Source organism: Occultella gossypii (assembly GCF_019947135.1).
Classification (GTDB): Bacteria; Actinomycetota; Actinomycetes; order Actinomycetales; family Beutenbergiaceae; genus Occultella; species Occultella gossypii.
Genome location: NZ_JAGSHT010000016.1, coordinates 98,730 through 120,046 on the forward strand (window position 1 = coordinate 98,730; position 21,317 = coordinate 120,046).

A 21,317-nucleotide genomic window follows, 5' to 3' on the forward strand; every position below is an offset into this window, starting at 1 on the left:
CCCAGGTCGAGGAAGTTGGCGAGGAACCAGCCAGCACTCGACTCAGTCGACCAGCCCTCGAATCAGTCGTTTCCAACCGGCTGATTCGATGGCGCCGCGACTGACTCGCGGTACCTGAGGCCGCTCCAGCAGGCGGCCCGCGAGGAGGCCTGCGAGGAGGCCCGAGCCGTGTGCCAGCCCTCCGACATTGTCGGCGGCCGGTCGCCAGTGTTAGGGTCGCCATACCTTAGCGAGCGGGGACCTCTCCGGCCGCCCGGGGCTTGTCTGCGCGCCCCCCTGCTGCATCCCCACACCGAGAGTGGAGTCCGTTTCCCGTGCGTTCCTATCGACCCCTGGCCGTGGCCGTTGCCGCGGCGGCCGCCCTGACCCTCGCCGCGTGCGGCTCCACCGCCACTGGCGCCGACAGTTCCGACGGCGCCGACGATGCCGCCACCACGGCCGACGCGGGCGCCGAGTACCCGATCACCATCGAGCACGCGCTCGGCACCACCGTGATCGAGTCCCAGCCGGAGCGGGTCGCCACGGTGAACTGGGCCAACCACGAGGTGCCGCTGGCCCTCGGCGTGGTCCCGGTCGGCATGGCCGCTGCGAACTTCGGCGATGACGACGGTGACGGCCTGCTGCCGTGGGTCGAGGAGAAGCTGGAAGAGCTCGGCGGCGAGCCTCCGGTGCTGTTCGACGAGACCGACGGCATCGACTTCGAGGCTGTCGGCGACACCGCCCCGGACGTCATCCTGGCCGCCTACTCGGGTCTGACCCAGGAGGACTACGACACCCTCAGCGTGATCGCGCCGGTGGTGCCCTACCCCGAGGCCCCGTGGGCGACCCCGTGGCGCGAGATCATCGAGGTGAACGCGACCGCGATGGGCATGGCCGCGGAGGGCGAGGAGCTCGTCGCCTCCCTCGAGGCCGAGATCGCCGAGGCCGCGGCGGCCTACCCGCAGCTCGAGGGGCGGTCGGCGATGTTCCTGACCCACGTGGACACCACCGACCTCAGCGAGGTCAGCTTCTACACCACCCATGACACCCGGGCCCTGTTCTTCGAGGATCTCGGCCTGAGCACGCCGGAGTCGATCGCGACGGCGTCCGCCGAGACCGACCAGTTCGCCCTCACCCAGAGCGCCGAGCAGGCCGACGCGTTCAACGACGTCGACATCATCGTCACCTACGGCGGCGACGAGCTCGTCACCGCCCTCGAGGCGGACCCGCTGCTGTCCCAGATGCCCGCCGTCGAGAACGGGGCGATCGTGAACCTCCCGGGCACCAGCCCGCTGGGTACCGCCGCGAACCCGACCCCGCTGTCCATCTCCTGGATCCTCGACGACTACCTGGCCCTGTTGGGTGAGGCGGCCGACGCCTCGCAGTGAACACGACCACCACCGACGCTCCGGGCGCCGTCGCCGAAGTTCGGCGGCGGCGCCCGCGGCGCGCCCGCGGTCTGTGGCTGCTGGCGGTCCTCGCCGTGCTCGCGGCCCTGATGGTGGCCTCGATCCTGATCGGCTCCCGGGACGTCGACCTCGCCGACGTGATCGCGGCCCTCGGTGGTGGCACCGACGGTTTCGGTCAGGGTTCGGTGGCCAAGCGGATCCCGCGCACCCTGCTCGCCGTCATCACCGGCGCGGCCCTGGGAGTCTCCGGTGCGGTGATGCAGGGGGTCACGCGCAACCCGCTCGCCGATCCGGGCATCCTCGGCATCAACATGGGCGCCTCGCTCGCCGTGGTGGTCGGCATCGGGTACTTCGGGCTCACCGCGGCGACCAGCTACATCTGGGTGGCCATCACCGGTGCGGCGATCACCGCCGTCGCCGTCTACGTGATCGGCTCGCTCGGCCGCGGCGGCGCCACCCCGCTCAAACTCGCCCTCGCCGGCGCCGCGACGGCAGCGGCGCTCGCCTCGTTCATCAGCGGGATCCGGCTCATCCGCGGCGACATCTCCGACAGTGCCCTGTCCTGGCAGATCGGCGGCGTCGGCGGGGCCACGTTCGCCTCCATCGGGCAGGTCGCGCCGTTCCTGATCGGCGGGTTCGCGATCTGCCTGCTGTGCGCCCGCGGCCTGAACTCCCTCGCGCTCGGGGACGACCTGGCCGCCGGGCTCGGTGAACGGGTCGCCGTCGCGCGCGGGGCGTCCTCGCTCGGTGCCGTGGTGCTGTGTGGGGCGGCGACGGCGGTGACCGGGCCGATCGGGTTCGTCGGCTTGGTCGTGCCGCACGCGTGCCGCCTGCTGGTCGGCGTGGACCACCGCTGGCTGCTCCCGTTCTCCGCCGTCACCGGCGCCGCCCTGCTGACCGCCGCGGACATCGTCGGCCGCATCGCGGCCCGGCCGAGCGAGGTCGCCGTCGGGATCGTGACCGCCCTGATCGGGGCGCCGTTCTTCATCGCGATCGTGCGCCGCCAGAAGGTGCGCGAACTATGACGACGCAGACGCACCGACCGCCGCCGTCGACGCTCGACACCCTGGTCGCGGTCCGCAGCGGCCGTACGCGACGCACGTCCCGCCGTCGGACCATCATCGTGGTGCTCGCGGTGGCGGTCGCCGTGGTCTTCGCGGTGACCCTGATGGTCGGGCGGACCTTCTACCCGCCCGCGGACGTGATCGCGGTGATCCTCGGGCAGGACGTACCGGGCGCCTCGTTCACGGTCGGCACCCTGCGGCTGCCGCGCGCGGTGCTCGCCGTCGCCGCGGGCGCCTGCTTCGGCCTCTCCGGCGTCACGTTCCAGACGATGCTGCGCAACCCGCTGGCCAGCCCGGACATCATCGGGATCTCCTCCGGCGCGAGCGCGGCCGCGGCGTTCGCGATCGTGATGCTCTCCCTCGGTAGCACCGGGGTGTCCGTGTTCGCGATCGTCGCCGGCCTGGCCGTCGCACTGATCGTGTACGTGCTCGCGTTCAAGGACGGGGTGGCCGGGACGAGGCTGATCCTGATCGGCATCGGGATCTCCGCGATGCTGGACAGCGTCACCGCCTACGTGCTCTCCCAGGCCGCGCAGTGGGACCTGCAGGAGGCGACGCGCTGGCTCACCGGCAGCCTGAACGGCACGACGTGGCCGGAGACGGTCACCGTGCTGATCGCCGCCGCGGTGCTCGTGCCGGTCCTGCTCGCACAGTCGCGCAACCTCTCCGCGCTGCAGCTGGGCGAGGACACGGCCGCGGCGCTCGGCGCCCGCCCGGAGCGCACCCGGCTGGTACTGATCGTCGCCGCCGTGCTGCTCATCTCCTTCGCGACGGCGGCCGCCGGGCCGATCGCGTTCGTCGCCTTCCTCTCGGGTCCGATCGCGGCCCGGCTGGTCGGCCCGGGCGGTTCGCTGCTGGTGCCGTCGGCGTGCGTCGGCGCGCTGCTGGTGCTCGTGGCCGACCTGGCCGGCCAGTTCGCGTTCGGCACCCGGTTCCCGGTCGGCGTGATCACCGGCGTGCTCGGGGCGCCGTACCTGATCTACCTGATCATCCGCACCAACCGCGTGGGAGGCTCCCTGTGACCACGGACCATTCGCTGACCGTCGAGGCCCTGACGGCCGGCTACGGCGACCGCACTGTGCTGACCTCGCTGGACCTGCTCGTCCCACCGGGCGCGATCACCGCGATCGTCGGCGCGAACGCGTGCGGCAAGTCCACCCTGCTGCGCGCGATGTCCCGCCTGCTCGCCCCGCGCGGCGGGCAGGTGCTGCTCGACGGGCGCCATGTGCACAAGATGCCGGCGAAGGAGCTCGCGCGCACCCTCGGCCTGCTGCCGCAGGCGCCGATCGCCCCGGAGGGCATCACGGTGGCGGACCTGGTCGGCCGCGGCCGGCACCCGCACCAGGGACTGCTCTCGCGCTGGTCCGCCGCCGACGACGCCGCGGTCGCGGCCGCCCTGGACGCCACGGCGACGGCGGACCTCGCCGACCGCGCCGTGGACGAGCTCTCCGGTGGTCAGCGCCAGCGGGTCTGGATCGCGATGGCCCTGGCGCAGCAGACCGACGTGCTGCTCCTGGACGAGCCGACCACGTTCCTCGACGTGAGCCACCAGATCGAGGTGCTCGACCTGCTCACCGACCTGAACGCCGACCGCGGCACCACCATCGTCATGGTCCTGCACGACCTCAACCTGGCCGCCCGGTACTCCGACCACCTGATCGCCATGGCCGAGGGGCAGGTGCACGCCGTCGGGGAACCGGGTGCGGTGCTCACCGACGAGACCGTGCGTACGGTGTTCGGTCTGGAGTCCAGGGTCATCCCGGACCCGGTCTCCGGCAAGCCGCTGATGCTCCCGATCGGGCGGCACCATGCGGGGACGCTGGAACCGAGCGGGTTGCCCTAGAGTCACGGAATGGACGCCCTCGGAGAAGACCTGTTCGAGGTCGCCGAGTCGCTGGCCGGGTCGATCGACGCACCCGTGACCATCGAGGACGAGCACTCCACGGTGCTCGCCTACTCCGCCGACGCCCAGACGGTCGACGACGTCCGGATCGACACGATCCTCGGCCGTCAGGTGCCCGGCCGATACCGCACGATGCTCGCCGAGGCGGGGGTCTTCGACCGGCTCCGGCGCGAGCCCGGCGTCGTCTACGCGGACCTCGGCGCCGGCAGCGTCACGCGGGCCGTGGTGGCCGTGCGCACCGGTGACGGCGCCCTCATCGGCTCGATCTGGGCCGCCCGATCCGGCCGGCTCGCCCCCCCCGAGGAGGAGACCCTGCTGGCCGCCGCGCCGGGGGTGGCCCGCCTGATCGTCGCCCACCGGGCGCGGGCGGACCGGCACCGGCGGCTGCGGAGCCGGCAGGCGCGCACCATCCTCGACGGCGGCCCGGAGGGCTTCGACATCGCCACCGAGCTCGGCCTGACCGGCCAGATCACGGTTGCCCTGGCGGCGCCCGTCGACGGCCCGGAGGTGCCCACCGGGCTCGCCGGTGCGCTGGCGATCCACCTCGACGCCCGCGGCGTTCGCGCCCTGACCGCGGAGCTGGATGCGACCGTGTGCGCGGTCCTCGCCGCCGGCGAGGAGACCGCGACCCGGGTCCTGCGCGCGTTCACGAGCACGGCGCGGGTCCGCGACCACGTGATCATCGCCGTCGGGCGCGAGGCTCCCTCCCCCGGCCAGGCGCACAGTTCCCACGCCGACGCCGTCCGGATCCTGCGCGTGCTGCGCCGCCGGCGCCGGCCCGGCGCGGTGGCGACCACGAGCGACGCGCTCGCCGACCTCGTCGCGCTGCGAACCGAAGGGCTGCTCGACGACCTGGACGGGGTCACGCCGCTGGCGAGGCTGGTCGGGTACGACGAGGCGAACGGGAGCGAGCTGGTGCCCACGGTGCGAGCGTTCCTCGACCATGGCGGGGACGTCGCCGTGGCCGCGGCCGAGCTGCACGTGCACCCGAACACGTTGCGGAACCGGCTCCGGCGCGCCGCGGACAGCTGCGACGTGGACGTGGCCGATCCCGACGCGCGGCTGGTGCTCATGCTCCAGTTCGCGCTGACGGCCCTGCGGCCGGCGTCCCAGGACTGAGCGGCGCGCGCGGCGACCTGTCCGATCGCACCGCCGCCGGCCGGGAACCCTGGCCGATCGGCCAGTCCGGGTTGCCGCGGTACCAGGCAGTGTGGAAAGCCACAGCCCAGTCGAGGAGGTCGGTGACCGTGACCAGCAGGCACCCCGAGCACGTGATCGTCATCGGAGCTGGCGCCGTCGGGCTGTCGACGGCCTGGCACCTTCAGAGGCACGGCATCGGTGTGACCGTTCTCGACCGGGCCGGCGTGGCCGCGGACTCCTCGTGGGGCAACGCCGGCTGGCTCGCCCCCGCGCTGACCCTCCCGCTCCCGGAGCCGGCCGTCCTCAGGTATGGGATTCGCGCCGTCTTCGACCCGGCTTCCCCGGTGTACGTGCCGCCGTCGGCCGACCCCCGGCTGCTGCAGTTCCTCGTCACGTTCGCCGCGCACTGCACCAAGCAGCGGTGGGAGTCGTCGATGGCCGTGTTCGCCGAGCTGAACAAGCTCGCCCTGGGCGCCTACGACGAACTGTCCGACGGCGGTGTGGCCGAGCCGGTCCGCACCGCCGAGCCGTTCCTTGCTGCTTTCGCCAACGAGGCGGACCGCCAGGTCCTCGCCGAGGAGTTCCGCTACGCCGGCGAGCACGGCGCCCCGGTCGACCACGCGTTCCTGACCGGGGACCAGGCCCGCGCCGTCGAGCCGGTCCTCGGCGAGGGTGTCCGCGCCGCGATCACCATCGAGGGGCAGCGGTTCATCGACCCGCCCCGGTTCGTGAACTCGCTCGCCGACGCGGTCCGCGCCCGCGGCGGCGCGATCATCTCCGGGTTCGAGGTCGACGAGATCCTCGACCACGGGCGCACGGGCGTCGAAGTACTCGACCGCAACGGCGCCACCCAGTCGGCCGACGCCGTCGTCCTCGCCTCCGGTGCCCGGCTGAACGCCCTGGCCCGCCGGTTCGGGGTGCGGACCATCGTCCAGGCCGGCCGTGGGTACAGCTTCACGGTGCGGCCCGACCGGCTGCCGGAGAACCCGGTGTACCTGCCCACCCAGCGCGTGGCCTGTACGCCCTTGCAGGACCGGTTCCGGGTGGCCGGGATGATGGAGTTCCGCAGGCCGGACGCGCCGCGCGATGACCGCCGGATCAGGGCGATCATCGACGCCGCCCGGCCGATGCTCACCGGCATCGACTGGGACGTGCGCGAGGAGGAATGGGTCGGCTCACGCCCGTGCACCGCCGACGGGCTGCCGCTGGTCGGTGGCACCCGGTCCCCGCGGGTGCACGTCGCCGGCGGGCACGGGATGTGGGGCATCGCCCTCGGCCCGTTGACCGGGCGGCTGCTCGCCGACCAGATGACGGGCGAACCGACCCCGGCCGTCATGGCGCACTTCGACCCGCTTCGCCGGGGCGGTAGCCGCCGCGCGCCACAGAGCGGGGCGACGACCACGGCGGGACTGCCGGCCTGAGCGCTCGGCTCAGGGCGCGGCGCCGGTGGTGATCACCAGCCGTCGCTGACACCCTCGTGCGGCTGCGGTGTCTGCGTCACGTCCCGCAGCAGCGCGACCATGTGCTCCATCGCGGTGCGTGCCTCGGGAGTGTTGAGATCGAGCTGGTACTCGTGCCCGATCGCCTCCTCCGTCGTGGTCGAGTCGAACAGGAGCAGATCGACGTCGCCGCCCGCGTCCTCGAGGGCCCCGCCATGGCCTCGGTGTGCGAGAGCAGCGGGTCATAGGGTCCAGTGGTCAGGAACGTTGGCGGATAGGTGGCACCGACGTGCCGGGGCAGCGCCGCGAAGTCGAACACCGGTGAGTTCTCGAAGTCCTTCGTCCCCGAGTACGCCCACAGGACCGTGCGCAGCAGGAAGCCCCAGGTCGGGTTCGAGGTATCCACCAGGCTCGGGTCGAACGCCCCGCTGCACAGGATCGTGCCGCGCAGCTGGTCGGCGCCGATCACGGCGGGCAGGCCGGCCTCGGCTGCGTAGGAGGGATCGGAGATCGCCAATGCCGACTGCGCGGCGATGTGCGCCCCGGCCGAGTCGCCGGCCAGGACGAACTGGTCGGGGTCCACATGGAGTTCCTCGGCGTTGGCGACCAGGTACTCCAGCGCGAGGTTGACCTGCTCGACCGGACGCGGGTAGGTCGCCTCCGGCGCCTTCGTGTACTCGATGCTCACCACCGTGTAGCCGTGTGAGGCCAGCACCGAGAGGTAGCCGACCAGCGCGTCCTTCGTGCCCGCGACGAACGCGCCACCATGGACCCAGACCACCGTCGGCAACGGTTCGGTGGTGCCGGACGGGTAGAGCACGTCGAGCCTGCCGTCCGGGCTGGAAGCGTCGTAGACGACGTCGAGGTGCTGCTCCACGTCCTCCGGCAGGTAGTCCGCGATCAGCTCGGCGCCGTCCAGCCCGTCGCTTCCGGAGTGCCGGATCAGCATCGCACCCGGCCAAGGGCTCACCTGGAACCAGAGGAACACCGCCAGCACGAGTGCGAGCAGGGCCGCCAGCACCCGCACCGGCCATCGCCACCAGCGGCGACGAACAGGTCGTTGTTGCTCCTGGCGCTCGCCCGTCTCGGCCATCGCCACATCCTGGCAGATGCCGCGTTGGCGGCACCGTCAGGCCCAGGCCGACGCCGGCCGGAAGTCGCTCGACGTTCGTGGTTGTCACGCCACGCACCCCCGGCATCGAGGTCCACCACCTACTCGACGGTCTCCGGGCACGCGGCGGGGCTGGTGCTCACCAGCACCCCCGAACTCGGCGTGCGCCGGGTGGTCGGACTCGCGCTACGGTCGCCTGACGGCCCGGGTGCGTGTGATCGGCGCCAGTGTTAGGTTCGGGGCGAACTTCGAAGGAGAGGTGACGCTGTGTATCTAACCCCCTCCGACACGGAGAAGCTGCTGCTGAGCGTCGCGGGCATGATCGCCCGGGACCGCCGGGAGCGTGGCGTCCGTCTGAACTACCCCGAGTCGGTGGCGCTGCTGTCTTGCTGGGTCCTCGAGCGGGCCCGCGAGGGCGCAATGGTGGCCGACCTCATGAACGACGGCCGGCACGTACTCAGCCGGGACGAGGTCATGGAGGGGGTCGCCGAGATGATCTCCGACGTCCAGGTCGAGGCCACCTTTCCGGACGGGCGCAAGCTGGTCACGATCACGGAGCCGATCCAATGATCCCCGGGGAGGTCCGCATCGGGGGCGCGCCGGTCGAGTGCAACGCCGGACGAGCCCGCCGTTCCATGGTCGTGGTCAATGACGGCGGCCGGCCGATCCAGATCGGCTCGCACCTGCACCTACCCGATGCGAACCCCGCGCTGAGTTTCGACCGGGAGCTCACGCAGGGCTTCCGCCTGGACATCCCGGCGGGGACGTCGGTGCGGCTGGAACCCGGCGTGAGCCGAACCGTCGACATCGTCGCACTCGGGGGCCGGGGCCACGTCCCCGGCCTGCAAGTACGTGGCATCGACAGTGATCTGCCCACCCACCGGCGCGAACCCAAGCGGGTGGTGCCGTTCGGCACACCCGGCACGCACGTCGAGGATCCACACCGGGCGGGGGCGGTGCGCGCCCGGGTCAGCGGCGAACCGGCCGACCGGTCAACGGCACCACCTGGAGCGGTGGAACACGAGCCGACACCCGAGCAGGAGACACCGTGAGCCGGGTCGACCGCCGTGAGTACGTCCAGATGTACGGACCGTCCGTGGGGGACCAGGTGCGCCTCGGCGACACCGACCTCTGGCTGGAGATCGAGCAGGATCTCAGTGGTGGCGGCGACGAGTCGACCTTCGGTGGTGGGAAGACCATCCGCGAGTCGATGGGGCAGGGCACCACCACCCGCGACCAGGGCGCCCTCGACCTCGTCATCACGAACGTCGTGGTGCTGGACCACTGGGGCATCGTGCGCGCGGACGTCGGCGTCAGAGACGGTCGCATCGTCGCCGTCGGCAAGTCCGGCAACCCGGACGTGATGGACGGCGTGCACCCGGACCTGCAGATCGGCCCGAGCACCGACGTGATCGCGGGCGAGGGCAAGATCCTGACCGCGGGCGCCATCGACACCCACGTGCACTTCCTCAGCGAGATCGAGATGCTCGAGGCGCTCGCAACCGGCACCACCACGGTGATGGGGGGCGGCACGGGACCGACCGAGGGGTCCAAGGCCACCACCGTCACCCCGGGCGCCTGGTCCCTGGCGATGATGCACCGCGCGCTCGACCACATCCCGCTGAACGTCATCCTGTTCGGCAAGGGCAGCACCGTGAGCGCGGAGGCGCTCCGGCAGGAAGCGCTGGCCGGGGCCGGCGGCTACAAGGTCCACGAGGACTGGGGTGCCACCCCGGCCGCGATCGATGCTGCCCTGCGTGCTGCCGACGAGTTCGGACTGCAGGTGGCGTTGCACGCCGACAGCCTGAACGAGACCGGCTACGTCCAGCACACGATGGACGCCATCGCGGGGCGCGGGATCCACGTGTTCCACTCCGAGGGCGCAGGCGGCGGGCACGCTCCCGACATCATCGTGGTGGCGAGTGAGCCGAACGTGCTGCCGGCCTCGACGAATCCGACGTTGCCGCACACCGTCAACACGGTCGCGGAGCACCTGGACATGCTGATGGTGGTCCACCACCTGAACCCCCGAGTGCCTGAGGACCTGGCATTCGCCGAGTCGCGGATCCGCGGGACCACGATGGCGGCCGAGGACATCCTGCAGGACATGGGTGCCATCTCGATCACGTCCTCGGATGCCCAGGCCATGGGCCGCATCGGCGAACTGGTGTGCCGTACCTGGCAGGTGGCGCACGTGATGAAGGCGCAGCGGGGTCCGTTGAGCTCGTCCCTACCGGCCGACAACGAGCGCGCCCGCCGGTACGTCGCGAAGTACACGATCTGCCCGGCCGTGGCGCACGGCATCGATCACGAGGTCGGGTCGATCGAGGCCGGCAAGCTGGCCGACCTGGTGTTGTGGGACCCGGCCTTCTTCGGCATCCGGCCGTCGGCGGTGATCAAGGGCGGTGCCATCGTCTCCGCCCCGCTCGGTGACCCCAACGGGGCGGTCCCGATGCCGCAACCGGTGTTCCTGCGACCCACCCTGCCCGGTGCGCCCGGTTCGGCGCCGCACCTGGCCACCAGCTTCGTGTCACCGGCGGCGATCGAGGACGGCCTCGCCGACCGCCTGGGCCTGCGCCGTCGCCTGACGGCGGTGCGCCCCACCCGCGACGTGACGAAGGCGGACATGCCCAACAACCAGGCACTGCCGGCGCTGGAGGTGGACCCGGAGACGTTCGCGATCACGATCGACGGTGACCTGGTCCGGCCGAACCCGGTGGACGTGGTGCCGCTCGCGCAGCGCTACCTGATGTTCTGAGCGCGCGATGACCGCTGAGCTGGGAGTCCTGCTGCTCGCCGACGCACGGTTGCCGACCGGCGGGCACGCGCATTCCGGTGGCCTGGAACCGGCCCTGGCCGCGGGACTGACCGCCGCCCAGGTGCCCGACTACATCACCACCCGGCTGCGCACGGTGGGCCTGGTCGAGGCCGCCGCCGCGGTCCTGGCGCTGCGGTCGGCTCGGACCGACCCGGACCGCCTCGGTGCCGTGCAGGAGGCGCTCACGGCGCGGACCCCGAGCGCCCCGCAGCGCCACGCGTCCGGCCTGTTGGGCCGGGGTCTGGTCCGGCTGGCGGAGCGCCTCTGGCCGGAGAACCCGGCGGTACGGGCGCTCGGCGGCCTGGGTCTGGCCCCACTGCGCCCGGTTGTGCTCGGTGTGGTGGCGGCCGCCGTCGGGATGGACGAAGTGCAGGTGGCCCGCGCCAGCCTGTACGACGACGCGCAGACGGTGGCGGCCGCGGCCCTCAAGCTGCTGCCGGTGGACCCCACCGAGGCGACCCGGTGGCTGTTGCGGGCCGAGCCCACCATGACCGACATCATCACCAGGGCGATCAGGGTCACCTGCCCGGACGATCTCCCCGCCGTCACCGCGCCACTGATCGAACAGTGGTCACTCGAGCACCATGGACGAACCAGGAGGATTTTCGTTGCCTGAGCACACCCACACCCATGAGTCCCCGGAGCACACCCCGCACGGCCGGGCCCGGGACACCCGGCCCCTGCGGCTCGGCGTGGCCGGCCCGGTCGGCACCGGCAAGAGCACGCTGATCGCCACGCTGTGCCGGCAGTTGTCCGGCCGGCTGCAGATCGCCGTGGTCACCAACGACATCTACACCGACGAGGACGCCCGCCTGCTCCGCGCGGCCGGGGTGCTGCCCGTCGAGCGGATCCGGGCGGTGGAGACCGGGGCCTGCCCACACACGGCCATCCGGGACGACGTGACGCCGAACCTGATCGCCGTCGAGGACCTGGAACGGGAGTTCGCACCGCTGGACCTGGTCATCGTGGAGAGTGGCGGGGACAACCTGACCGCCACGTTCAGCCCCGCGCTCGTGGATGCCCAGATCTTCTGCCTGGACGTCGCCGGCGGCGGGGACGTGGCTCGAAAGGGCGGCCCGGGCATCGAGCGGGCTGATCTGCTGATCATCAACAAGACCGATCTCGCCCCGTACGTCGAGGTCGATGTGGAGCAGATGGTCAGCGATGCCGGCGCCGTGCGGGACGGCCTGCCCGTGCTGGCACTCAGCCACCACGATCCCGCCTCGGTGGACCGGCTCTGCGCGTGGGTGGAGGCGGTGGTGGCCGAGTACCGGCAGGGCGGCCACGTCGCCCGTGATCCCGGCCCGATGGCCCCGCACTTCCACGCCGAGGACGAGCACACACACGCCCATGACGAACATGAGCACGTGCACGGGTGAGCCGACCGGCACCGGCGCGGATCGCCGTCGACGTCGCTGACGGGAGGGCACGCATCGGCCGGCTCGATGCCAGCCAGTTCCTCCGGCCCCGGCTGCTCGGCGTGCGGGGCCGCCGGGCGGAGGTCGCGCTGATCGGAGCGTGCGCGATGCTGCTGGCCGGCGACGACCTGCGGATCGACATCGACGTCGGCCCCGGCGCCCACCTGGTGCTGGTCGAGCCCTCCGGGACCGTGGCCTACAACGCCCGCGGTGGCGACGCGCACTGGAGCGCCCAGGTCCGGTTGGCCGACGGCGCCCGCCTCACCTGGGCAGCGGCGCCGTTCGTGCTGGCGCAGGGCGCGCACGTGCACCGGCACACCGACCTCGACCTGGCCCTGGGTGCGCGGGCACTGCTGCGGGAGGTGCTGGTGTTCGGACGCAGCGGCGAGGTCGGCGGAGCGCTGCGCGCGGCCCTGCGCGCGAGTTACGACGGCACCCCGCTCCTCGTCGAGGACCTGGACCTGCACGGCGGTGACCACGGGCTGCGCACGGCCCCCGGTGTGCTCGGCGAAGCGCGCGTGCTCGCCACCCTGGCAGTGCTGGGGCTGACGCCCGATGAGGTCACGGATCGGCATACGACCACGCTCGCCGGCCCCGGCGCACTGGTGCGGGCGATCGCGAGCGAGGCTCACCTGGCCGAGGATGCTCTCGCCGCCACCTGGCAGCGCTGGCGCACCGCCGTGGAACTCTGACTCACCAGGACTTCCGCCAACCTCGCAGGCTGCGAGGTCCGCACGCGCCCGCGACACGAGGCCGTCGAGCGGCGGCCCGCACCGGTCCAGGCCTCAGTCCACCAGGCGGCGGGCGGTGAAGCTGTCCGTGATGAGCACGTCGATCCATCCGCCGCGCGCCGCTGCCCGGATGGCCTCGAACTTGCGCGGCCCCCCGGCCACCCCGATCTTGCGGGGTATGGCCCGCAATGCGTCGGCGCTGATACCGAGGATCCGATCGTGCAGGTCGGTCTCCACGAGGGCGCCGTCCGCGTCGAAGAAGCGCAGGCAGACATCCCCGACGGCACCGGCGGTCCGCAGCGCGTCCAGGTCCGCGGTGGGCAGTGCGTTCCCGGAGGACACCAGCAGCGGCGAGGGCTGCACGGACCCGATGCCCACCAGGACGACGCTCAGCGAGGACCAGGCGGCGGCGACGTCGGAGATGTAGGGGTCGGCGAGCAGCGCGTCCCGCACCGCCGAGGAGGAGACCACGCCGGGTGCCGGGAAGTACAGGCCGGTCCCGCCGGTGACCTGGGCGAGCCTGTCGGTGAGCCGGGTGGCCTGCACCTGCACCCGTGGGTTCCCCACCCCGCCGAGCACCTGCACCACCACGTCGGCGGTGCGGGTGGCCCGCGGCGACATCGCCTCGACCACGGCCAGCAGGGACGCGGACCAGGACGAGATGCCCACCCGCTCGGCCCCGATCAGGGTGGTCTCCAGGTAGGCCGCGCCGGCGCCGCCGATGGCCGCGAGCACCGCGGAGTCGTCGTCGGTGGACGGCCCGGCCACCACCACGTCGCTCAGGCCGTACTGGTCGCGGACGGCCTCCTCCAGCTCGGAGAACACCCCGGGTGGGGGCACCACGACGGTGCGCACGATGCCGATCGAGACGGCCTCCTTCAGGAACCGGGACACCCTCGACTGGGAGATGTGCAGCCGGTCGGCGATCTCCGGCTGGCGCAGCCCCTGCTCGTGGTACATCCGCGCGATCTTGACGAGCAGGGACATCCGATCGCTCGAGACGCGGCCCGCGCCGCCGGGTCCGGAAGACATGGCGTGAACACTACTGCCCGTGGTCATCGGCGCTCAGTAGGACGTGAACAGGGCCTGCTGAACGAGCCGCAGCGCGGTGATCGAGTCGTGCCGCGACTGTGCCTCGACCACACCGGCCACGTCGAGCTTGTCCAGGCCCCGTTCCACCGCCTTGAGGAAGTCGATGGCCAGGTCAGCGGCGGCCACGGAGTCCTCCCGGAACGGGAACTGGTCGAGCTGCCACACGCCCGCCCAGTTGTTGCGGCGCAGCGTGTAGAAGAACTCGAACAGCTCGATCGGATGCACCGTGCCGGCGATCATGTCGTCGTCCCAGCCCCGCAGGTTGTCGTTGACGTCCATCCCGAACAGGCGCCCGTAGTCGATCGCGAGCTGCGCCGAGTCCGCCGGGGACTCGCCGCCGAACAGGGCGTGCCCGAAGTCCAGCAGGATGCCCACGTTCGGCAGTCCGATCCGCTCGATGCCGAGCAGAGTGCGCGAGACCGAGTCGAAGCTCATGTGCACGCGCGGCTCCCGCGGCTTGTACTCGATCACGAACTTCAGGTCCGGGTTCTCGCTCGCGAGCGCGCCGACGCCGTCGAGCGAGGCCTTCCAGAGCGCGCCGTGGTCCACCTGGAACGGGTAGTCCCAGCCGTCCTGGCCCGGCCAGAGCTTGACGTAGTCGGCGCCGAAGTGGCGCACCACGTCCGCGGCCTCGGTGACGAGTTCGTGGGTCAGCCGACGCACGCCCGGGTCCGGGTTCGTGAACGACCCCTTCGCGAACGCCCGGGTGTAGATCTCCGGCGTGATGCCGATGACGTCCAGCCCGGCCGTCGTCAGTGCGGTGCCCACCTGCTCGTTGCTGAAGTCGCCGCCGAAGAACGGGTAGTTCAGGTCCACGACGGACAGGTCCCGCACCTGCCCGGCGAGGTCGATCGCGTCCAGGATGGTGCGTGGTTCGCCGTAGCCGTCGGTGGCGTAACGGTCCACGTAGGTGGCGAAGTGCCAGATGCCCGCGCCGTAGCGTTGGTTGCTCATGGGTCTCCTCAGGTGGTGGTGGGGACTGCGGTGATGCCCGACGGCGTAGCGCGAGCCAGGCGGACGGCTCGCCGCCACGCCTCGCGGCGCGGGCCGGCCCGGTCGGCCGGGATGGCCGGGGTGAAGGTGGTCGCGGGCGCGTCCGGCGGGACCCTCAGGCCGAGGGTCTCGGCCGCCAGCAGACCGGCTCCGCACGCCGAGAGCGAGTCCCGGGCGCCGCGGTGCACCCGGCGGCGGCTGACGTCCGCCTGGAGCTGCATCAGCCAGTCGTCGGAGGACGGGCCGCCGTCCACGAGCACGTCGGTGACCGGGCCGGCGGTGTCCGCGGCGGCGAGCACGTCCTCCACCTGGTGCGCGATCGACTCGGCACCCGCCCGGGCGAGGACGGCGGCGTCGGTGCCGAGATCGAACCCGGTCAGGATCGCACCGGCGCCCGGATCCCAGTACGGCGCGCCGAGGCCGGCGAACGCGGGTACCAGGTGCACGCCGTGGTCGGCCGGGGCGGTCCGGGCCAGTGCCGCCAGGTCCGGGACCGGCCGTCCGAGCAGTCGCGAGAGCCAGGCCATGGTGGCCCCGGTGGCGAGGATGTTGCCCTCGAACGCGAGTCGGTGCGGAGCATCGCCCAACTGCCACGCGATCGTGCCGACGAGCCCGGGCGGGATCTGCCCGTCACCGGCCAGCAGCCCCATCACCGAGGACCCGGTCCCGTAGGTGACCTTCACCGCGCCGGGTTCACGCACGCCGTGGGCGTAGAGGGCGGAGTGGGAGTCGCCGAGCACGGCGTGGATCCGGGCGCCGCCGAACTCGGCGATCGGGCGGGTCGGCTCGGTGGAGGCGACCACGCGCGGCAGCACGGCGGCGGGCACGCCGAAGATCTCCAGCAGGTGCTCGTCCCAGCCGCCGGTGGCCAGGTTCAGCAGCTGGGTGCGGCTGGCGTTGCCGATCTCGATCCGGTGCTCGCCGGTGAGGGCGTGGACGAGCCAGGAGTCCACGGTGCCGGCGGCGATCTCGCCACGGGCACTGCGGGAGCGATCCGGGTCCACCCGGTCGAGCAGCCAGGCGAGCTTGAGCGCGGAGAACATCGGGTCGATGGGCAGCCCGCTGCGTTCGCGCACCTGTTCCTCGTGCCCGGCGAGACCGGCGGCCGCGGTTGCGGTGCGCCGGTCCTGCCAGCCGAGCATCGGACCGAGCGGCGCCCCGGTCCGGGTGTCCCACAGCAGCGCGGACTCGCGCTGGCTGCTCAACCCGAGGCCGAGCACGGGCGCGTCGACCCGGTCGAGCAGCTCGGCCACGGCCGAGCGCACCCCGGCGAGGATCTCGGCGGCGTCCTGCTCCACCCAGCCCGGCCGCGGGTGCGACTGACCCACCGAGGTGGTGACGGACGCGATCAGGCGACCTGCGCCGTCGAGCGCGATCGCCTTCGTCGCGGACGTGCCCTGATCGATGGCGACGATCACGCCCGGCCCGGCTCCGCCGTCGGGCATCGGCCCATTGCTCATACCGCGAGCGCCTCCCGCGCGGCGGCTGCGATCGCGGGCGCGGTGAGGCCGAAGTACTCGAGCAGCATGTCGGTGCTTCCCGTCGGCGCGAAGTCGGACAGGCCCAAGGTTCTCACCACCGGGCCGCCACCCTGTGCGGCCACGGTGAGCGCGACGGCAGCGCCCAGGCCGCCGGAGATGTTCGCCTCCTCGGCGGTGACGATCGCCCCCGTCTGTGCGGCGGCACGGATGGCCTCGACGTCCAGCGGGGCGATGTAGGCAGCGTTGAGCACACGCGCCTCGATCCCGTCGGCGGCCAGCAGGTCGGCTGCGGCTAAGGTCCGGGAGACCAGGGTGCCGGCGCCGATCAGGGTGACGTCGGCGCCCTCACGCGCGAGCTGGAACCGACCGCGCTCGAGACGGTCGCCGGGCGCGGTGACGTCCGGGACCTTGTAGCGACCGACCCGGATATAGGTCGGGCGTGGATCCGCGGCGGCCTGGCGCACGGCCTGGCGGGTCTGGTGCCGGTCCGCTGGGACCACGATGTCCAGGCCCGGCAGGGCACGCAGCCAGGACAGGTCCTCGACCGAGTGGTGCGTGGGGCCGAGCTCGCCGTAGGCCATACCGGGACTCATCCCGCAGAGGATCACGTTGTGGGCGCTGTAGACGACGTCGGCCTTGACCTGCTCGAGGGCACGGCCGGTGAGGAAAGGGCCCGCGGCGCAGACGAATGGGATCAGGCCCGCGGCAGCGAGTCCCGCACCCACGCCCACCATGTTCTGCTCGGCGATGCCGACGTTGATGAGGCGGTCGGGGAACTCCTGCCGGAACGCGACCAGGTTCGAGGAGCCCACCGAGTCGTTGCATACGGCGACCACCCGCTCGTCAGCGCGGGCCCTCTCGATCAGTTCATCGGCGAACGCGGCGCGGTTGTCGTAGGTGGCGGCTGTAGCGGCCTCGGCGAGGGTCATGCCAACTCCTTCAGGGCGAGCGCGATCTGATCAGGGCTGGGCACCTTGTGGTGCCACTCCACGCGGTCCTCGATGAAGGAGACGCCCCTGCCTTTGATGGTGTTGGCGATGACCGCGACGGGTCGGGTGCCCGCCGCGGGGGCGAACGCGGCGAGGAGCGCGGTGTGGTCGTGGCCGTCCACCTCGCGCACCTCCCAGCCGAACGCGGCGAGCTTGTCCGCCAGGGGGTCGAGCGCGTTGGTCTCCTCGGTGCGGTCGCCCTGTTGGAGCCGGTTGCGGTCGATCACCAGGGTCAGGTTCGCCAGGCGGTAGTGGGCCGCGGACATGAGCGCCTCCCAGTTGCTGCCCTCCTGCATCTCCCCGTCCCCGCACACCACGAAGACCCGGCTGTCGTGGCCGAGCAGACGGGCGCCGAGGGCCTCCCCGACAGCCACGGGTAGCCCGTGCCCGAGGGGGCCGGTGTTCGTCTCGACGCCGGGCACCTTGACGCGGTTCGGGTGTCCGTTCAGCGGCGAGTGGGGACCCATGAACGTGTCCAGCGCGGCGGGGTCGAAATAGCCCGAGAACGCGAGCGTGGAGTACAGGGACGCGGCGCAGTGGCCCTTGCTCAGGATGAACCGGTCGCGGACCGGGGCGTCGGGCCGGGCCGGGTCGATCCGGAGGACCCCGAAATAGAGCGTGGCGAGGACGTCCGTGACGGAGAAGTCGCCGCCGATGTGGCCGGCCTGCGCCCTACCGATCATGGCGAGAACGGATCGCCGGATCAGTCGGGACTGCTCTGCCAGGACCGCGGCACGTTCAGCCGGCGAACCCGTCTCGACGACGTCGCGCACCACACGCCAAGCACTCACCTGCTGGGAGTCGGTCACCAACACTGCGCTACCTCGCATATCTATTCATACAAGAATGAATCTGCTCAAGCATGGCACGCCGATCCCTGCGGCGTCCACCGGGCTTGGCCGGACGGCGGCCGGATCTCCGCCTGGGTGCGGTCAGGACGAGCCCATGCGGGCGTGCCGCGCGATCTTGTGGAACATGTCCTCCAGCAGCCAGCGGGTGTCATAGGACTCCGCTACCAGGACGTTCCGGGCTCCCCCATGACTGACGTCGGTCGACCCGTCATCGGCGAACACCGGGGCGGGCCGGGACGAGAAGTGCGCGCTGTTCGGGTTCAGGATCAAGCCGATCGCCGGGGAGTCTCCGAGCGAGCGGTGCTCGATCGGGGTCGCGTGGTGAGTCGCGTTCCACTCATGCAGCTGGTCCACCAGGTATCGCCCGAGCCGGCCGTGCGGCGCGACCCGTTCCTCCAGCTCGGCGTAGCCGACGGACACCTGCCGGTAGATCGAGCTCGGCACCTGCCACACCGGCAGCCGCGACGCCATCACCACATTGGCTGACTCGATGTCATTGGAGAGGTTGAACTCGACCTTCGGCTCCAGGGGATAGATCGGGTCGTAGTAGTGGTGTCCGCCGATCCAGATCACAACCGTGTCGGTGTCCTGGATGCTGGGATCCAGCAGCAGCGCGCTCGCCATGTCCGTCAACGGCCCGAGGAACGCCACGTAGAGCGGCCCATCTCCCCCGGCGTGCGCCTCCTCGATGATCATCCGAGCACCCGGGGAATCGACCGCCGTGCTCACGTCCGGGATGGCCCGGCCAGCGCCGTTCGCCACCGGCACCTCGTGATCGAGCGCGAGCAGCTCGAGGATCAGGTCGATCTCGTCCCGGGAGTCCTCCATGCTGCGCGGCGATCTCACCGTGCCGAAGTGCGCGGCCACCAGGCCACGGACGTCGATGGTCGGCGAGAGCAGGGCATGCACGATCGCGAACTGATCATCCGCCTCGTTCTTCGCGTCGGTGTTGATGATCGCGCGGTGCCGTCGGGGCGATCCGATGGGTCGGGTCTGCGCCATGTGTCACGTTTCCTTTGATCTCTAGCCCTTGACCGCTCCGGCCAGGGCGCCGTTGACGAAGTAGCGCTGGAACGTCAGGTAGACGACCAGCACCGGGATGATGGTGATCACGATGAACGCGTTGAGTTCGCCGTAGTCACTCGAGAACTGCGAGTTGAAGCTCTGGATGGCCAGTGGCACGGTCCACGAGTCCTGCCGTTGCAGGAGCGTGGTCGCCATCGGGTATTCGTTCCAGGTCGCCACGAAGTCCAGGATGAGCAGGGCCGCGAGCGGAGCGCGGGCCAGTGGGAGGATGACGCTGCGGAAGATCCGAAAGGTGCTCGCGCCGTCGATGCGCGCGGCCTCCTCCAGATCGTCCGGGATGGCTGAGAAGAACCCGAACAGAACGAACGTCTGGTACGGGAGCCCGAATGCCAGATATGGGAACAGGAGACCGAGCCAGCTGTTGAGCAGGTCCAGTTCGAGCATCAGGGCGAACAGCGGGCCCAGGGCGATCTGCACGGGGATCATGGCCCCGAGCGCGATGATCCCGGTGACGACGAGGTTGAACCGGAACCGGATGCGGGCGAGCGCGTAGGCGGCCAGCGCGGAGACGGCCAACCCCAGAGGCACCTTGACCACGGTGATCAGTGCCGAGTTCAACCCGGTGGTGACCAGGTTCCCCCGGTCGATGGCATCCGCGTAGTTGCCCCACTCCCAGATCGCCGGGAGCGCCCAGGCCGGGTTCGCGTTGATGTCCGCCGGAGACTTCACAGAGGTCAGGAAGACGAACAGGAACGGCGCCACCCAGATCAGCGCACCGAGGAGGAGGCCGAGCGTGAGCAGGGCACGGCCGAGATGGAATCCACCGCGCCGGCCGGTCGTCGAAGCGTTGCCGGGCAACGGGTCGCGGCGTCCCCAGGACGACTGCACCCGGGATCGTTGCGCCGAACCAGGCAGTTGCGAGGTGGTCATCGTCCACCTCCCCGCAGGCTCCGCATGTTCCAGAGCATGTAGGGCACGACGATCAGCAGGGTCACCAGGAGCAGGATCGTGGCGAGCGCGTTGCCCTGCCCGAAGTTGTGGTTGCCGAAGGATTGCGTGTAGGACCACAGGGCCAAGACCTGTGTCGACTGGGCCGGGCCACCGCCGGTCATGCCGACGATGAGGTCGAACACCTTCAGGGCGTGGATGATCGTCAGGACCAGGACCACGAGAGTGGTGGGGCGCAGTGACGGCAGCGTGACGGCGCGAAAGACCTGCCACCTGTTGGCCCCGTCGACGCGGGCCGCGTCGACGAGTTCGGTCGGTACCGACTGCAGCCCCGCCAGATACAGGACCATGTTGAAGCCGGCCACCTGCCACACGAACGCCACGAACACCGAGTAGAGGGCGAAGCTCGGGGTACCGAGCCAGTTCTGCGCCCACGACCCGAGGCCCACCGCCTCGAGTACCTGGTTGAGAAGGCCGACCGTGGGGTTGTAGATCCACTTCCACACGGTGGCCACGGCGATCGGCGCGAGCACGTTGGACACGTAGAAGATGGAGCGCAGCACACCGCGGCCGCGCATCGGACGATTGAGCGCGATCGCCAGTCCGAGGCCGAGGGTCGTCGGCACCACCACCGACAGAGCGGTCCAGATGATGGTGTTCGTGAAGGCCGTGCCGAAGACCGGGTCCTTCGTGAACACCCGGATGTAGTTGTCCAGACCGACGAAGATCTGCTCCGAGAGCTTGAACCCGTCCCAGGAGAAGAAACTGAGGCGGATCGCATCCAGGATCGGATAGACCAGGAACGCCCCGTACAGCACGAGCGCAGGGGCGAGATAGGGCAGCGCCGAGCGGAATCCACCCCGTTTCATCCGCTTGCCCGCTCGCGCTTCTCGAACGACTGTGGTCATGCGTGAGTCACCTCCAG

The 21,317-nt window shown here is 71.4% G+C and carries 21 protein-coding genes; 12 read left to right on the forward strand and 9 right to left on the reverse strand.

Features of this window, described 5'->3' with window-relative positions; all coding sequences use genetic code 11:
• Nucleotides 1–314: 314 nt before the first annotated feature.
• The 6 genes from KCQ71_RS16960 (at nt 315) to KCQ71_RS16985 (ending at nt 6,916) form a co-directional block, all read left to right on the forward strand.
• Complete coding sequence (locus KCQ71_RS16960) at nt 315–1,367, forward strand: ABC transporter substrate-binding protein (RefSeq protein WP_223408035.1); 1,053 nt, start codon at nt 315–317, stop codon at nt 1,365–1,367.
• Entirely contained in the window at nt 1,364–2,413 is a 1,050-nt protein-coding gene (locus KCQ71_RS16965; RefSeq protein WP_223408037.1) for a FecCD family ABC transporter permease, read from the forward strand. The genes KCQ71_RS16960 and KCQ71_RS16965 overlap by 4 nt, the downstream gene beginning before the upstream one ends.
• Complete coding sequence (locus KCQ71_RS16970; protein ID WP_223408039.1) at nt 2,410–3,474, forward strand: FecCD family ABC transporter permease; 1,065 nt, start codon at nt 2,410–2,412, stop codon at nt 3,472–3,474. The genes KCQ71_RS16965 and KCQ71_RS16970 overlap by 4 nt, the downstream gene beginning before the upstream one ends.
• Entirely contained in the window at nt 3,471–4,295 is an 825-nt protein-coding gene (locus tag KCQ71_RS16975; protein WP_223408041.1) for an ABC transporter ATP-binding protein, read from the forward strand. Before KCQ71_RS16970 ends, KCQ71_RS16975 begins: the two co-directional genes overlap by 4 nt.
• 9 nt (nt 4,296–4,304) lie before the next feature.
• A complete protein-coding gene (locus KCQ71_RS16980) occupies nt 4,305–5,474 on the forward strand; it encodes a PucR family transcriptional regulator (protein ID WP_223408043.1) in 1,170 nt (389 codons plus the stop codon).
• 128 nt (nt 5,475–5,602) lie between these two features.
• Nucleotides 5,603–6,916, forward strand: coding sequence for an NAD(P)/FAD-dependent oxidoreductase (locus KCQ71_RS16985; RefSeq protein WP_223408045.1), 1,314 nt, complete (start codon nt 5,603–5,605; stop codon nt 6,914–6,916).
• A gap of 76 nt (nt 6,917–6,992) precedes the next feature.
• Here KCQ71_RS16985 and KCQ71_RS16990 read toward each other — a convergent pair whose 3' ends face one another.
• The gene (locus KCQ71_RS16990) at nt 6,993–8,027 is read right to left on the reverse strand and encodes an alpha/beta hydrolase (protein ID WP_223408047.1); all 1,035 of its coding nucleotides are present in this window, start codon (nt 8,025–8,027) and stop codon (nt 6,993–6,995) included.
• 285 nt (nt 8,028–8,312) lie between these two features.
• On the opposite strand from KCQ71_RS16990, the gene KCQ71_RS16995 reads away from it, so the two are divergent.
• The 6 genes from KCQ71_RS16995 to KCQ71_RS17020 are packed head-to-tail and all read left to right on the forward strand — an operon-like array spanning nt 8,313 to nt 12,973.
• A complete protein-coding gene (locus KCQ71_RS16995; RefSeq protein ID WP_223408049.1) occupies nt 8,313–8,615 on the forward strand; it encodes an urease subunit gamma in 303 nt (100 codons plus the stop codon).
• Nucleotides 8,612–9,097 carry an urease subunit beta gene (ureB, locus tag KCQ71_RS17000; RefSeq protein WP_223408051.1) on the forward strand — a complete coding sequence of 162 codons (486 nt, stop codon included), beginning with the start codon at nt 8,612–8,614 and terminating at the stop codon, nt 9,095–9,097. The genes KCQ71_RS16995 and ureB overlap by 4 nt, the downstream gene beginning before the upstream one ends.
• 29 nt (nt 9,098–9,126) lie before the next feature.
• Nucleotides 9,127–10,803: an urease subunit alpha gene (locus KCQ71_RS17005; RefSeq protein ID WP_249423175.1), complete on the forward strand. Its 1,677-nt coding sequence runs from the start codon at nt 9,127–9,129 to the stop codon at nt 10,801–10,803.
• 7 nt (nt 10,804–10,810) lie between these two features.
• Entirely contained in the window at nt 10,811–11,479 is a 669-nt protein-coding gene (locus KCQ71_RS17010) for an urease accessory protein UreF (protein WP_223408055.1), read from the forward strand.
• Complete coding sequence (ureG, locus tag KCQ71_RS17015) at nt 11,472–12,242, forward strand: urease accessory protein UreG (RefSeq protein WP_372454053.1); 771 nt, start codon at nt 11,472–11,474, stop codon at nt 12,240–12,242. The genes KCQ71_RS17010 and ureG overlap by 8 nt, the downstream gene beginning before the upstream one ends.
• Nucleotides 12,239–12,973, forward strand: coding sequence for an urease accessory protein UreD (locus KCQ71_RS17020; RefSeq protein WP_223408057.1), 735 nt, complete (start codon nt 12,239–12,241; stop codon nt 12,971–12,973). Before ureG ends, KCQ71_RS17020 begins: the two co-directional genes overlap by 4 nt.
• 93 nt (nt 12,974–13,066) lie before the next feature.
• Here the strand turns inward: KCQ71_RS17020 and KCQ71_RS17025 are convergent, their stop codons facing one another.
• The 8 genes from KCQ71_RS17025 to KCQ71_RS17060 all read right to left on the reverse strand — a co-directional run bounded on the left by KCQ71_RS17025 (nt 13,067) and on the right by KCQ71_RS17060 (nt 21,300).
• Nucleotides 13,067–14,044: a sugar-binding transcriptional regulator gene (locus tag KCQ71_RS17025; protein WP_223408059.1), complete on the reverse strand. Its 978-nt coding sequence runs from the start codon at nt 14,042–14,044 to the stop codon at nt 13,067–13,069.
• Nucleotides 14,045–14,077: 33 nt separating this feature from the next.
• Entirely contained in the window at nt 14,078–15,058 is a 981-nt protein-coding gene (locus KCQ71_RS17030) for a sugar phosphate isomerase/epimerase family protein (protein ID WP_223408060.1), read from the reverse strand.
• A gap of 8 nt (nt 15,059–15,066) precedes the next feature.
• The gene (locus tag KCQ71_RS17035) at nt 15,067–16,557 is read right to left on the reverse strand and encodes an FGGY family carbohydrate kinase (RefSeq protein WP_223408062.1); all 1,491 of its coding nucleotides are present in this window, start codon (nt 16,555–16,557) and stop codon (nt 15,067–15,069) included.
• Nucleotides 16,554–17,507, reverse strand: a complete 954-nt coding sequence (locus KCQ71_RS17040; RefSeq protein ID WP_223408064.1) for a transketolase family protein — start codon at nt 17,505–17,507, stop codon at nt 16,554–16,556. Before KCQ71_RS17040 ends, KCQ71_RS17035 begins: the two co-directional genes overlap by 4 nt.
• Nucleotides 17,504–18,376, reverse strand: a complete 873-nt coding sequence (locus tag KCQ71_RS17045; RefSeq protein ID WP_223408066.1) for a transketolase — start codon at nt 18,374–18,376, stop codon at nt 17,504–17,506. The genes KCQ71_RS17040 and KCQ71_RS17045 overlap by 4 nt, the downstream gene beginning before the upstream one ends.
• A 123-nt stretch (nt 18,377–18,499) precedes the next feature.
• Nucleotides 18,500–19,420 carry a nucleoside hydrolase gene (locus tag KCQ71_RS17050; protein ID WP_223408068.1) on the reverse strand — a complete coding sequence of 307 codons (921 nt, stop codon included), beginning with the start codon at nt 19,418–19,420 and terminating at the stop codon, nt 18,500–18,502.
• Nucleotides 19,421–19,441: 21 nt separating this feature from the next.
• Entirely contained in the window at nt 19,442–20,374 is a 933-nt protein-coding gene (locus KCQ71_RS17055; protein ID WP_223408070.1) for a carbohydrate ABC transporter permease, read from the reverse strand.
• Nucleotides 20,371–21,300 (reverse strand): carbohydrate ABC transporter permease, encoded by a 930-nt coding sequence (locus KCQ71_RS17060; protein ID WP_223408072.1) that lies wholly within the window; start codon nt 21,298–21,300, stop codon nt 20,371–20,373. The genes KCQ71_RS17055 and KCQ71_RS17060 overlap by 4 nt, the downstream gene beginning before the upstream one ends.
• Between the last annotated feature and the right edge of the window lie 17 nt (nt 21,301–21,317).

Coding starts and splice junctions, on each gene's coding strand:
- KCQ71_RS17035 (WP_223408062.1), bottom strand. CDS start 16,557: ATGAGCAATGGGCCGATGCCCGACGGCGGAGCCGGGCCGGGCGTGATC.
- KCQ71_RS17010 (WP_223408055.1), top strand. CDS start 10,811: ATGACCGCTGAGCTGGGAGTCCTGCTGCTCGCCGACGCACGGTTGCCG.
- KCQ71_RS16970 (WP_223408039.1), top strand. CDS start 2,410: ATGACGACGCAGACGCACCGACCGCCGCCGTCGACGCTCGACACCCTG.
- KCQ71_RS17030 (WP_223408060.1), bottom strand. CDS start 15,058: ATGAGCAACCAACGCTACGGCGCGGGCATCTGGCACTTCGCCACCTAC.
- KCQ71_RS17005 (WP_249423175.1), top strand. CDS start 9,127: ATGTACGGACCGTCCGTGGGGGACCAGGTGCGCCTCGGCGACACCGAC.
- KCQ71_RS17060 (WP_223408072.1), bottom strand. CDS start 21,300: ATGACCACAGTCGTTCGAGAAGCGCGAGCGGGCAAGCGGATGAAACGG.
- KCQ71_RS17055 (WP_223408070.1), bottom strand. CDS start 20,374: ATGACCACCTCGCAACTGCCTGGTTCGGCGCAACGATCCCGGGTGCAG.
- ureB (WP_223408051.1), top strand. CDS start 8,612: ATGATCCCCGGGGAGGTCCGCATCGGGGGCGCGCCGGTCGAGTGCAAC.
- KCQ71_RS17025 (WP_223408059.1), bottom strand. CDS start 14,044: ATGTCTTCCGGACCCGGCGGCGCGGGCCGCGTCTCGAGCGATCGGATG.
- KCQ71_RS17040 (WP_223408064.1), bottom strand. CDS start 17,507: ATGACCCTCGCCGAGGCCGCTACAGCCGCCACCTACGACAACCGCGCC.
- KCQ71_RS16980 (WP_223408043.1), top strand. CDS start 4,305: ATGGACGCCCTCGGAGAAGACCTGTTCGAGGTCGCCGAGTCGCTGGCC.
- KCQ71_RS17050 (WP_223408068.1), bottom strand. CDS start 19,420: ATGGCGCAGACCCGACCCATCGGATCGCCCCGACGGCACCGCGCGATC.
- KCQ71_RS16990 (WP_223408047.1), bottom strand. CDS start 8,027: ATGGCCGAGACGGGCGAGCGCCAGGAGCAACAACGACCTGTTCGTCGC.